This is a genomic window from Akkermansia muciniphila ATCC BAA-835 (assembly GCF_000020225.1).
GTDB classification, from domain to species: domain Bacteria; phylum Verrucomicrobiota; class Verrucomicrobiia; order Verrucomicrobiales; family Akkermansiaceae; genus Akkermansia; species Akkermansia muciniphila.
In genome coordinates this window covers 1761372-1773355 of record NC_010655.1, presented here as the reverse complement: position 1 = coordinate 1773355, position 11984 = coordinate 1761372, and the positions used below count along the sequence as shown (strand labels likewise).

At 56.4% G+C, this 11984-nt stretch carries 13 protein-coding genes; 6 read left to right on the top strand and 7 right to left on the bottom strand.

Features of this window, described 5'->3' with window-relative positions; translation table 11 throughout:
* The first annotated feature begins 63 nt into the window (after nucleotides 1-63).
* Nucleotides 64-1179, top strand: coding sequence for a DUF805 domain-containing protein (locus tag AMUC_RS12075; RefSeq protein ID WP_012420519.1), 1116 nt, complete (start codon nucleotides 64-66; stop codon nucleotides 1177-1179).
* Between the two features lie 74 nt (nucleotides 1180-1253).
* Here AMUC_RS12075 and AMUC_RS07935 read toward each other — a convergent pair whose 3' ends face one another.
* A complete protein-coding gene (locus AMUC_RS07935) occupies nucleotides 1254-2333 on the bottom strand; it encodes a 6-phosphofructokinase (protein WP_012420518.1) in 1080 nt (359 codons plus the stop codon).
* Nucleotides 2334-2377: 44 nt separating this feature from the next.
* A complete protein-coding gene (locus AMUC_RS07930; protein WP_012420517.1) occupies nucleotides 2378-3349 on the bottom strand; it encodes a D-alanyl-D-alanine carboxypeptidase family protein in 972 nt (323 codons plus the stop codon).
* A gap of 173 nt (nucleotides 3350-3522) precedes the next feature.
* Between AMUC_RS07930 and AMUC_RS07925 the strand changes: the two genes are divergently transcribed.
* From AMUC_RS07925 to rpsF, 4 genes are all read left to right on the top strand, one after another.
* Complete coding sequence (locus tag AMUC_RS07925) at nucleotides 3523-3933, top strand: thioredoxin domain-containing protein (protein WP_012420516.1); 411 nt, start codon at nucleotides 3523-3525, stop codon at nucleotides 3931-3933.
* Between the two features lie 160 nt (nucleotides 3934-4093).
* The gene (locus AMUC_RS07920) at nucleotides 4094-4354 is read left to right on the top strand and encodes a hypothetical protein (RefSeq protein ID WP_012420515.1); all 261 of its coding nucleotides are present in this window, start codon (nucleotides 4094-4096) and stop codon (nucleotides 4352-4354) included.
* A gap of 19 nt (nucleotides 4355-4373) precedes the next feature.
* Nucleotides 4374-5243: a 4-hydroxythreonine-4-phosphate dehydrogenase PdxA gene (pdxA, locus tag AMUC_RS07915; RefSeq protein WP_012420514.1), complete on the top strand. Its 870-nt coding sequence runs from the start codon at nucleotides 4374-4376 to the stop codon at nucleotides 5241-5243.
* Between the two features lie 488 nt (nucleotides 5244-5731).
* On the top strand, nucleotides 5732-6016 hold the full coding sequence (gene rpsF, locus AMUC_RS07910) for a 30S ribosomal protein S6 (protein ID WP_012420513.1): 285 nt from the start codon (nucleotides 5732-5734) through the stop codon (nucleotides 6014-6016).
* 398 nt (nucleotides 6017-6414) lie between these two features.
* Here rpsF and hisH read toward each other — a convergent pair whose 3' ends face one another.
* The 5 genes from hisH to AMUC_RS07880 all read right to left on the bottom strand — a co-directional run bounded on the left by hisH (nucleotide 6415) and on the right by AMUC_RS07880 (nucleotide 10940).
* The gene (hisH, locus tag AMUC_RS07905; protein WP_012420512.1) at nucleotides 6415-7023 is read right to left on the bottom strand and encodes an imidazole glycerol phosphate synthase subunit HisH; all 609 of its coding nucleotides are present in this window, start codon (nucleotides 7021-7023) and stop codon (nucleotides 6415-6417) included.
* A 5-nt stretch (nucleotides 7024-7028) separates the two neighbouring features.
* Complete coding sequence (hisB, locus tag AMUC_RS07900; protein ID WP_012420511.1) at nucleotides 7029-7619, bottom strand: imidazoleglycerol-phosphate dehydratase HisB; 591 nt, start codon at nucleotides 7617-7619, stop codon at nucleotides 7029-7031.
* A 284-nt stretch (nucleotides 7620-7903) separates the two neighbouring features.
* Entirely contained in the window at nucleotides 7904-9130 is a 1227-nt protein-coding gene (locus AMUC_RS07890) for a hypothetical protein (RefSeq protein ID WP_012420510.1), read from the bottom strand.
* Nucleotides 9131-9271: 141 nt separating this feature from the next.
* Complete coding sequence (locus AMUC_RS07885; RefSeq protein ID WP_012420509.1) at nucleotides 9272-9877, bottom strand: 50S ribosomal protein L25; 606 nt, start codon at nucleotides 9875-9877, stop codon at nucleotides 9272-9274.
* 133 nt (nucleotides 9878-10010) lie between these two features.
* A complete protein-coding gene (locus AMUC_RS07880) occupies nucleotides 10011-10940 on the bottom strand; it encodes a ribose-phosphate diphosphokinase (protein WP_012420508.1) in 930 nt (309 codons plus the stop codon).
* A gap of 82 nt (nucleotides 10941-11022) precedes the next feature.
* Here AMUC_RS07880 and AMUC_RS07875 point away from each other — a divergent pair, with 82 nt between their 5' ends.
* Nucleotides 11023-11973: an exosortase/archaeosortase family protein gene (locus AMUC_RS07875; protein WP_042448118.1), complete on the top strand. Its 951-nt coding sequence runs from the start codon at nucleotides 11023-11025 to the stop codon at nucleotides 11971-11973.
* Nucleotides 11974-11984: the final 11 nt, after the last annotated feature.

The following is an 11984-nucleotide window of genomic DNA, read 5'->3' as shown; positions in this document are numbered from 1 at the left end:
GGCACAGACGCATTGAGCATTCCCCGGCATCAGGGAGTCTAAACGGAAACCCCCTTTTCATCCATGCCGGAATCTCCTGCTTCTCCTGCTTCTCCTGCTGTTTCCTCCGTTCCTCCAACCTCCACGCAGGCATCTTCCCTCCTTTCCCCCCTCTCCTGCTGGAAAAAAGGTTTTCTTCATTATGCGGACTTTCGGGGCTGCGCTTCCCGTGCGGAATTCTGGTGGTTCATGGCTCTTCCCCTCCTGGCGCTGATTCCAGCCCTGGCAGGGTATATCCTGACGGACTGGCTGCACATCCCTGATACAAGACTGAGCATCTACGGAGACGCCTTAACCATCCTCCTGTGGGCGGTGTTATTCATCCCAAGCATATCAGCCGCGTTCAGACGCCTGCATGATACAGGCAGGAGCGGCCTCTGGCTTTTTTCCCTTTTCATTCCCTTCGGGCTGGGGCATCTGATCTTTTTTTATCTGACGCTAGGAGAAAGCAAGGCGGACGGCAACAAATACAGCCGCCGTCCGGAGCCCCAACCGGCTGATCCCCCTGCCGGAAAACTGAAAGAGCAGCCATTGACTCCGTTTTACCTTTACTGGCTCATCAGCCTGCGGAAATTGAATACGGTGGCAGGCCGCGCGTCCCGGACGGAATTCTGGTCCTTTTTCCTCCTTTCCGTCCTCCTGTTCCTTCCGCTGGGCTACAGCATGATAGACGTTGACAGCCAGCCGGCGGGTTTTTATGTCTCTCCTTCCCTCCAAATCCTGTTATATGCCGCCCATCCGCAAGATGCTCTGATCCTGCTGGCTCACTCCTGCTTCAATCCCACCTTTTACTTTTTCTACCAATCCGGAGAGCTGAGCATGCTTTCCCTGGAGCTTCTGGCAGCCGTGGCGGGGCTCAATATCCTCTTCAATCTGCCGGTCGCCGTGCGCCGCCTGCATGACAGCAATCTGAGCGGAAAATTCATCCTGATTCCCATTCTTATTTTCATCGTCACTTTCCTGCTGATTTTCCTGCTGCGCCTGGTCCCGGAGGACATGGCCCCCTATCTGGACTACCTGGGAATGGTGTCCAGCCTGATGGATCTGCTTTCCATCCTCTTCCTGTCCATGATGCTTCTTAAAAGCTCGCCAGGCCCCAATGAATACGGCGTGCTTCCGCAAAAAATAACCGTATCCTGATTCCAGGATACGGTTGAAAAGCAATCAAAACCCTATCGGGTACAATCAATTTCCCGTGACGCAGACGGAGAACGTCAGTCCCCGAAGCATACGCCCAAATCGCGGGCCGTGCGCACCAGCTGACAATCGGGATCCACCAGCTTCAAGGTTTTCACAGCTTCCTCAATGGGTACGGCAGTCATCTGCGTCCCACGGAGAGCAACCATGCAGCTGAATTGGCGCTTTTCCACCAGTTCCACGGCATAACTGCCGAACCGCGTTCCCAGAATCCGGTCATAGGAACAGGGAGAACCGCCGCGCTGGATATGGCCCAGCACGCAGGAGCGGGTTTCAATCCCAGTGGCTTCTTCCAGTTTCTTGGCAATCACCTTGCCGATGCCACCCAGGCGAACTTCCCCCTGGGTCTTTTCATCCAGCAATACCAGTTCGTCCGCCAGACGGGCCCCTTCAGATACCACCACCAGGATTTCCCGCTGCCCGGCAGCCTTGCGCGCCTTGATGCATTCCACCACGTTTTCAAGGGAAAAAGGAATTTCCGGCAGAAGAATAACATCAGCACTCCCTGCGATGCCGCCTTCCAAGGCAATCCATCCCGCATGCCGTCCCATCACTTCCACCACCATCATGCGCTGGTGCGCGTTTGCAGTGGTTTCCAGACGGTCCAAAGACTCGGAAACAATGGAAACGGCGCTGTAGAAGCCAAAAGTGACATCGGTTGCGCCCAGGTCATTATCAATGGTTTTTGGCACGCCAACTACGGGGAGCCCTATCTCGGAAAGCAAAAGAGCCGTGGACTGGGAGCCGTCTCCGCCCACAACGATCAGGGCATCCAGTCCCAGCCGGCGGACAGTAGCCTTCGTTTTTTCCAGCACCGCGGGTTCAATCGCCCCCTTTTGGTCCACGCCTACTTTGATGGCGAAGTTTCCTTTGTTCACGGTTCCCAGAATGGTGCCCCCCTTGGCTCGCAATCCGCGGCAGGCGGCAGGGGTCAGCCATTCAAACCGTTCGTCCCCTTCCTCGGACAAAAGCCCTTCAAAACCGTCGTAAAAACCCACAACGTTCCAGCCGCGACGGGAAGCCGCGCCCACAACACCTTCAATAACTGCATTCAACCCGGGGGAGTCACCCCCGCTATTCAAAACACCGATGTTCATATTCGGCGTTCCTTATAGCAGAAAAATCCTTCCCCGTCTACTTCCTATCTCCTTTGTGGAGCAGATTTCACAGGAAGCTGGACAAATTCCTTGGGGTCCTTCATATCCATGCCGGAAGCCTGCCAGTTTTCCCAAACGCGCCAGCCGGTGTTCATCATCTCCCTGGCGAGGGAATAGCGGCTCGCAGAACCAAGCACCGCAATAATCATGCGCTGCGGATAAATCACCTCCGTCCCCGTTTGGGGGCTCCGGCGGGAAATAGCGTTGCGCGTCACGCTGAGCAGCAGGCAGGGGCCGGCGGCGCGGGAAGTGCCCGCCTTGATGCCGTCCACGCCGGAAGCGCTCATGAGCCTGTTGTTGTTGGAAATATCGTACATCGTCCTGCCCTTGGTCTGGGACTGCACTTCAATGCGCCGGCTCGCCTGGGAAACAATGTAGCAAAAAGCCGGATTTTGCATGCTGTAAACGCCCAACAAGGCCATATCCAGCGCGCAGGAAGTGGAAACGGAGTTGCCGGCGTCCAGCCCGTGGGGAGCGGTAAAGCGCGTTTTGGCCATCCTCAGGGAACGGGCCAAATTGTTCATTTCCGCCACAAAAGCGGCAATGGGGGCGCCGCCGCCCCGGCGGGACACCAGGTCACGCCCCACAAAGGAGGCAACAGTCAGGGCGGAAACATTGTCCGAACCCAGCAGGGTGGAATACAAAGCGTCCCGGAGCGTCAGGCGGTCTCCCGGCTGGAGATCCATGGGATTGCCCGCACGGAGGCCGAACGCTTCCTGGGGCACGGCAATGAAAGTGTCCAGCGGCAACCGCGTGCGGGCCACCCAGTCCAAAGCCACCATGGCGGTGGCTACCTGGGAAAGACTGGCCACGGGCCTTTTTTCTTCTGCGTTGGAACTGAAAAGAAGCTTGCCGGAATTGGCCTCAATGGCAATGTAACTGGGCCGTTGCTGTGCCTGGGCGGAAAACTGGAATACACAGGCCAGGGTCAAAAGGAATAGAGATAGCTTTTTCATGGCGGGACCGGCGGGATAGTGCCCGTTCCCTCCTCATTTGAAAAGTCTAAAATGTTTTCCGTACAACACTTATATGTCATGACACGGAAAAACGCATTGACCTTTGGAGCCCCGTCCTATTTGTTGGAAGAAGAGTCTTCCCAAACGGAAGCGTTCCTGACATACCCAGTTCCATGACCAGGATTCAGCTTTTTTACAGCCGGGCCTACCCAGGAAACGCCCTGCGTGCCAATACCCTCCAGGCATTGGCCCATCTGGGCGTCAATCCGGAGGTGCAGGCTGAAGAGACTGTTCCGGAACAAATTGGGACGCCGCTTCCCGCACTCGCCATTGACGGGGAAATCGTCGTCTACGGTGTGGAGCCTTCCGTGCGCGAGCTGGAACTCCTTCTCCAAGACCGAGTACAGAAGCGGGAGGCGGATTTTCCCTGCGGCGCGTGCGGCATGGGATGCAGCGGCATGAACGGCCCGGAAAACTGCCCCATGTGCATCCAGGACGGGAAAGACGGCAGCATGGCGGGCAGAATCATCGGCTTTGCCATCCTGCTCATGCTCCTGTTCCTCGCGATGAAAATCCTGTCCTGAACTGTCCCGGATCTTCTCATGCCGAGCTGCCTCTTTTTACTTACCCTTCTTTCCTCTTCCAGGAAATGAAGATACACGGCAGTTAACGGCGTTTGCCCGCCCACGCAGGCGGTCTTGATAATTTCTTGAATTCCCCCCTCCTCCGGGACACAGTAGAGGCATGCGCTCCTTCTTCGGTTCCATTCTCCTGATTCTGGTGCTGGCAGCCCTCGGCGCCACCATTTATTACCATTGGTCCACCAACTCCCACCTGGAATTCGAACTCCGCAACCCCGACGAACCGGAAAAAACGACACAGGTCATCAACATGGAAAAACGGGCGGCAGCCCTGCAGGCTGTTCCGGCAGAAAAAACTCCTGTTTCCCCCGCGGAAGAAATTCCCGCTTCCCCTGCCGGAATGCCGGAACCCGCGGAATTGTAATCCCTCCTGTTGCCGCACTATGAAACCGGTCATTGGATACACGCTGGGCGACCAGTCGGGCATAGGCCCGGAAGTCATCTCCGCCGCGCTTGCCTCCGGAGAACTCCCGGAAGATGCGGAATACCGCCTCATCGGCAAGAGAGTGGAGCTTCCCCCGGGAAGGCCTAATGCGGAATCCGCCAAACACGCCTTCGACCATCTGGAACAGGCGGCCCATGCCCTGCGGGAAGGAACGGTTGACGCTGTTGTCACCGCCCCCGTCTGCAAGGAAACCCTGCATGAGGCAGGTTTCCGCTGGCCGGGGCAGACGGAATTCTTTGCAGAACGCCTGAAAACGGACAATTACGCCATGTGCCTGACCGGGAAACGGTTGACGGTGGGGCTGGCAACCATTCATACTTCCCTCCAAAGCGTGCCTTCCCTGCTGGAAACAGAGGAACTGGTCCGCATCGGAACCCTGCTGAAAGACTTCTGCATCCGCAAAGGAATCATGCGCCCGCGTATCGCCCTGGCAGCCCTGAACCCCCACGCCGGGGAACACGGCGCTTTCGGCGATGAGGACGGGAACATCATTGCCCCGGCCGTGGAACGGCTGAGGGCGATCCATCCGGATGCTGCATTTGACGGGCCTTCCGTCCCGGACTGCGTGTACCGGGATGCCGTGGAAGGAAACTATGACGCCGTGCTGGCCCCTTACCATGACCAGGGGTTGATTCCGCTGAAGCTGGTGGACTTCCATACCGCCGTCAACGTCACCCTGGGCCTTCCCCGCCCCCGGCTGAGCCCGGACCATGGTACCGCCTTCAACCTGGCGGGAACCGGAAAAGCCAATCCGTCCAGCACCATCCACGCCTTCCAGCTGGCCGTACAGATGGCGCGGAGGCGTTAACGTTTTTCTTCTTTCCGGAATTTTTCCCGCCATACCTGCACCATCCCGTTCCGGGGGTGAATCCCAGTACCGGAATATCACCCCATCAGGGAGAAGCCCTTTCTCCTTCTTCCTGATTCCAAAAAATAACGCATCGTTAATTCATCTGCGGCGTAAAGTTCCAAGGCCTCCTTGTCATGATCCTTTTTTGGAACCGGCACCATTGTTCAGGCGGCAGGACAGAAAGCCCGGAAAAACTCTCCGCCGCCTCTATCTGCCGCTTTTCCGGATTCCTCACCGGAAATCCCGCCCTCCTCCGCTAAGGACAACGGCAGGAAACGCCATGCAGAACAATTCTTCCGCGCCGTGGGGAGAGTAAAACGCAGGAAACGGCATGTTCCCGGAAACAAGGTAAAAAATAGGCTTGCTTTCTGAAGGCAATCATTGCACCTTACTTGCCCGCAAGGTGCGCACCGTTCGCACGACACATTTCTAATTATCACAAGACCATGAGAAATTACGAAGCTCTTATCGTATTCAACATGAAGGGTACGGAAACTCCCGTCGAGGAGTTGATCAGCACCGTAGCCGCCGCGATGAAGGAAGAAGGCGCCGACATCACCGCCACGGAAAACGCCGGCCGCCGCGAATTCGCCTACGAATCCAACCACCTTTCCGCCGGGCAGTATGTGACCTACACGTTCTCTGCGGAACCTTCCGCCATCAGGCCCATCCGCGAACGCCTTCGCCTGAATCCCCAGATTCACCTTCAGTATTACAAGGTGCTCGGCTAAAATCCGGCCCATGCGGACGAAATATCCGCTCCTTGCTTTCTTATCAAAAAGAACCGTCTCCGCGAAGGGGCGGTTCTTTTCTTATGGATTACCATCCCTTCCCCCCCCCTCTGCCCCCCGCTCAACAAATATTCCCCGCCCCCTAAGCAATATTGACCAGGAACCGGCGGTAAGAAATAAGTTTGCCACTCCTCTTGCCCTGGCTATTTTCCATACAGGGAAAAACTGAGCCATGAAGGTCTACGGAGGTGCCGTCCGAAGGGTTTCAATGAAATTAATCCCGGCGTCTTTTTAATAAGGCTGCTTTTCGAGAATGACGTTTCATTTGATTCACCGCTCCTCCTTGCCCCTTGCTGTCAGGAAAAAGAGCGGCAGTCTGTGAGCCGGTAATTTCCGGCTCACAGGGAAATAAAGTTTTTCAGCAGTTTCACGCCCAGTTTCTGGCTTTTTTCCGGGTGGAACTGGGTGGCGACCAGATTGCCGTGCCTGACAGCGGCAGCAAAACGCACGCCGTAGGTGCAGAAAGCGGCAATCAGGGATTCATCCTCCGGCTGGGGATAATAGGAATGCACGAAATAAAAGTACGGTTCCTTCCCCATGCCTTTCCAGATGGGATCGGCGGGATCAGTGAGAGCCACGCTGTTCCACCCCATGTGAGGCACCTTGAGTTCCGATTCTGAAAATCGAACCACGCGCCCCTTGAGGATGCCCAGTCCGGGAACCTGCCCGCTTTCTTCCCCGCTTTCAAAAAGAACCTGATAGCCCACGCAGATACCCAGAAAAGGCCTGTCCCGCTCTATCCATGCCCGGACCAGGGGCACCAGATTCTGGCGGCGCAGCTTTTCTGCACAGTCGCCGAAGGCGCCCACGCCGGGAAGAACCAAATGGGTTACGCCCGCCGCATCTTCCGGAGTACGCACCAGATGACCGGTCACGCCGGCGGCCTCAAAGGTGTTCAGCACACTGCGGAGATTGCCCGCACCGTAATCAATCACGCCAAGTTTCATGTATTTTACAGCATTCCCTTGGTTGAAGGCAGCGTCCCGGCGGCTCGGGGATCAATCGCCGCAGCCTGCCGCAACGCGTGGGCGATGCCCTTGAAGACAGATTCCGCAATGTGGTGGCCATCCCTGCCGTAAAGCACTTCCACATGCAGGTTGCAACGCAGGTTATTGGCCAGCGCACGGCAGAATTCCTCGCAAAGGGTCAGCGGAAAGTTGGGGGCATCCGGCAGACCGCCTTCCGGAATACGGAAAGCTACATACGGACGGTTGCTCAAATCCATCACCACGCGCGTAAGAGTTTCATCCATGGGCAGGTAGGAACAGCCGTAGCGAACAATGCCCTTTTTGTCCCCCAGTGCATTTTTAATGCATTCCCCCAGAACGATTCCCACATCCTCCACCGTGTGGTGGGCGTCTACTTCCAGGTCTCCGCGGGCCTGAAGGGTCAGGTCCATCAGGGAATGGCGGGCCAGTAAATCCAGCATATGGTCAAAAAACGCATGCCCCGTTGCGACGGCGGCGCATCCCGTGCCGTCCAGGTTCAGTTCCATGCTGATGTCCGTTTCACCCGTGACCCGTTTGCAAGAAGCGTTCCTCATGCAACACTTCTATACTGAAGACGCGGCGGAAGAAAGCAGGAAATATCGCATGGGGAAAGATTTGCCCTCTTCTCCCCGCAAAAACATGCAGACCGTCAAAGGAACACGCCTCCGGCCCCGCTCCGACAGAAAAACCTCAGGAATCTCTGACAACGAATTGCGCGAAATCAACGGCCGGAAAGCCTGACGGGCAGGATGGAATCAACACATACTTGATCCATCCCGTCCGTAAACGCCATTTCCGCCATATTCCTCCGGAGCGTTTTCTCCGGAAAACGGCAGAATTATTTCTTTTTGGCCTTGGCGGCCGCCTCTCTTTCCTCCTGGCGTTTCTTATCCCGGTCTTCACGGGCTTTGCGCGCCGCTTCCGCACGTTCGGCGCGTTCACGGGCGCGCTGTTCCCGCAACCCCACGCGCACCGTTTCCGTCAGTTCCTCATAGTATTCCCTGGGAACCTGGGCGGTCCGGAGTTCCGTCAGAACCTCCATAGCCTCGTCAAATTTTTTCTCGTCACACAGATTCCAGGCCTTTTCCAGCGCAGCGGAACCGGCTCCGTTTTCCGGGTCCTGTTTTTTTAAGCGTTCCGCATCCGTAGCGGCTACCAGCTTAAGGTCTCTCATGGCTTCCAAAGAACCTGCCGTAGGTTCAAACCACCGGTCCCCGCGTTCCTTGACCTTCTTGCGCAAAGCCCGGTACACTTCCGTGAGCTGGTTTTCACGTTCCCGGATGGCAGTCTGCCTTTTCTGGAAAGCATCCATCAACACCTGGCGCTGTTCCTTGGTCAGTTTGGGATTTCCCCGGCGCTTCTCTTCCTCCTTTCTCAGGGCTTCACGTTCCTTCTCCAAGGACTTTTCCTTGGCGGCGATCATGACCTCCAGCTTACGGTTGAGCTGTCCGGCGATTCTGGCGGCATCCGGATAGGCATCCGCCAAGGCGGCGGAACCGGGATAACCGTCGCGCAAGCGGTCATACACGGCCATGGCCTGGTATGGATTGCGCACGGCAAGCGCCTTGAAACGCTTCAGCAGCTTATTGGCCTCATGGTCGTATTTGGTGCGCACGGTCACTTCCGCCTCCTCCCTGGCATTCTGGGCGGCCCGGGCTTCCTCCGTCAATTTCTTTTCCTCCAGCAAAACCACTACTCTGGCTCTTGCCTTGACGGCGGCGTCATGAGCAAGGCCCTGGGGATTTTTCTTAATGGTCTTGTCCAGGTCCGCCAAGGCTTTTTCCAAATCCCCGGCATTCATGGTTTCCGGTTTGGCATACATTTTGCCGATTCGAGCAGCCTCCAGTTCATCAGGAGTCGCCTTCCTGATGGATTCAATCAAATCCCTCTTCACGGTTACGGAATCCTTGATACCTCCGGACACGGGAACCAGGAGGCTGACGCTTTCCGGCGTTTCCACTTCTACCGTGCAATTTTTGTAAACGGTTCCATCCTTGAGTTTTACTTCATCTGCAGCTGCAAGCGGAACGAATGCGGTCAACACCAATATGAGGGACTTGTTCATAAATCTAAGGCTTTTTCCAGATTGATCAGGCAAATACGTATCCTGCACTTTACCAAAAGATGCCCTGTTGGCGACAAAAAAAAGCCCGGAGCCGCAAAAACGGCTCCGGACCCGGTAAAAGAAGAAACAGGCGTATCAAACTTATTTCTCGGCAACAGCTTCTTCAGCAGCCGGAGCCGCTTCCTCGCCGGAAACACGGGGAGCTTCCACAATAGCCACAATCACATCCCCGGCCAGTTCCGTGGTTACGCCGGAGGGGAGTTTGAGATCGGTAATGCGCAGGCTTTCACCCAGTTTCAAACCGGAAATGTCAGCGGTAATGGCTTCCGGCAGATCCTTCACCTGGCAGATAATCGCCAGTTCGTGAATGGTCTGGTCCAGAACGCCGCCCAGGGCCACGCCGGCGGAATCGCCTTCCAGAATGACGGGAACAATGGAATGGATGACCGTGGTATCGGTCACAGCCTGAAAGTCCACATGCAGGCAGGCGTTGGTGATGGGGTTGTGCTGCACTTCCTTAAGGAGAACCTTCACGATCTTGCCGTTGATATCCAGGGCCACGAGGATGTGTTCGGAAACGGCGGAAGCCAGCATGCGGGCAAATTCACGGGCGTCAACCTGGATATTGACGTTGTCAAAACCGGGACCGTAAACCACGCCGGGAACCAGGCCCTGGCTGCGGAGTTGCTTCAGATTACCGGAGCCGCAGGCTCTCGTTTCGGCCTTGAGGGAATGGGATGTAGCCATGTTTTATAGAGGCAATATTGAGTGTTGATTGATGATGTTTCCTAATCGGGTTCAGGCAGAGGCCCCGCCGGGATTTCCGAACCCGCGTAAACCGGTACTCAGGTCAGGGCGCAGGACTCTGCACTAAAATTGTCTAAATGTCAAATAATGATGATACGGATTCTCCGTCATGTATGCGCTGCACGGCATGGCCCAGCAGGTCTCCCACGCTGACACAGTCCACTTTGGGGCCATAGGCCATGGGAACGGTGTCGGAGGTAAGAACGCGTTCAATGCAGGAACCGGAAATCCGTTCGCGGGCCATGTCCCCCAGCACGCCGTGAGAAACGCAGGCGAACACGCGCTGGGCTCCCCGTTCCTTCAGGATATTGGCGGCAGCGCACAGGGTGCCGGCGGTTTCCGTCATGTCGTCAATCAGAACGGCATCGCGCCCTTCCACGTCACCAATGACATTCATGGCTTCCACATGGGTGGCGTTGACGCGGTGCTTGGCAACAATGGCCAATTCCGCACCCAGCGCGTCGGAATACGCGCGAGCCATTTTCACGCCGCCCACGTCCGGGGAGACGACGACCAGTTTCTTGAGGTCTTTAACATAATGTTCGCGCAGGTGACGGATTAAAACGGGGGCGGCGTACAGGTGATCCACCGGAATATCAAAGAATCCCTGGATCTGGGCGGCATGGAGATCCATAGTCAGCACGCGGTCCACTCCGGCGGCCGTCAGCAGATTGGCCACCAACTTGGCGGTAATGGGAACGCGGGGCTGGTCCTTGCGATCCTGGCGGGCATACCCGAAGAAAGGAACAACAGCCGTGATGCGTCCGGCACTGGCGCGGCGGGCGGCGTCCACCATCACGCACAATTCCATAATATTATGGTTCGTGGGAGGGCAGGTGGGCTGAATGAGGAAAACATCCTTGCCCCGGATGTTTTCATTTATCTTTACAAAACTTTCCCCATCGGGGAAAGTATTCACCGTGACGTTCGTCAACTGAATGCCTACGCTTTGCGCAATGCGCTCCGCAAGTTCTCTGTGTGCTGTACCGCTGATAATCTTCATACCGGAAACTGAAAAGCGGACGCATTCTGAACACAGGCCCGCATAATCGCAATACTTAATTCTCACAATTTGATTTTTCTCCATGATGGATTCCCCCGTTCCTGATGGCAAAGAGAGATTTCTGACCGCCCCCATGATCGCCGCCCTGGCCGTGAGCACGCTGCTGCTGGCGCTGAACTATCTGGCATTCCCGGAATTCGGTTCATTCGGAAATGAAAACAGCATCCAGTGGCTCATTTCCTCCTGGAACAAGCAAACGGATTATGAACACGGCTGGCTGGTGGTTCCCATCATCATCTTCATGCTGTACCATGCCAGAAAGATAATTGCCCAGGCACCCAGACGCATGGACTGGCGCGGCCTGATTCTTTTCATCCCGGCGATCATGCTTCTGATGCTTTCCTTCCGCGTGGGGCAGCCTCGCGTGGCCGTAGGCGCTCTTCCCCTGATTTTACTGGGCGGGGCCTGGTACCTGGCCGGACCGCAGACCGCCAGGCTGTGCGCCTTCCCGCTGCTCTTTTTCTGGCTGTGCATCCCCCTGCCCTCCTTCCAGCAGGCTACGGTGGGGCTTCAAATCATCGCGACGGAACTGGGGCATTGGGGGGCAAGCATCTTCGGGGTGGACACCTATCTGCAGGGCACCAATATCCGCTCTACCGGCGGACACTGGGATGCCTTCAATATTGCAGGAGGGTGCAGCGGCATGCGTTCCCTGATGGCACTGCTCATGCTGTCCGCAGCCTGGGCCTACCTGTCCGACTTGAAATTCTGGAAAAAATGCGTGCTCTTCCTCAGCGCGATTCCCCTGGCCGTCATCGGCAACGGTGTCCGCATCACCAGCATCGTGGTGATGGCGGAATACGGAAATCCCGAGTTTGCGTCAAAAACCTGGCATGACTGGTCCGGCCTGCTGTTTTTTTTCCCTATCAGCCTTTTCGGCCTGGCAGCCGTCCACTCCCTGCTGGCCGGGGAACTCATCTGGAAGCCGTCACAGCGCAAGAAGCTGGTTGTTAAGATGAACAAGTCCCATTAAGCGTTTCCGCC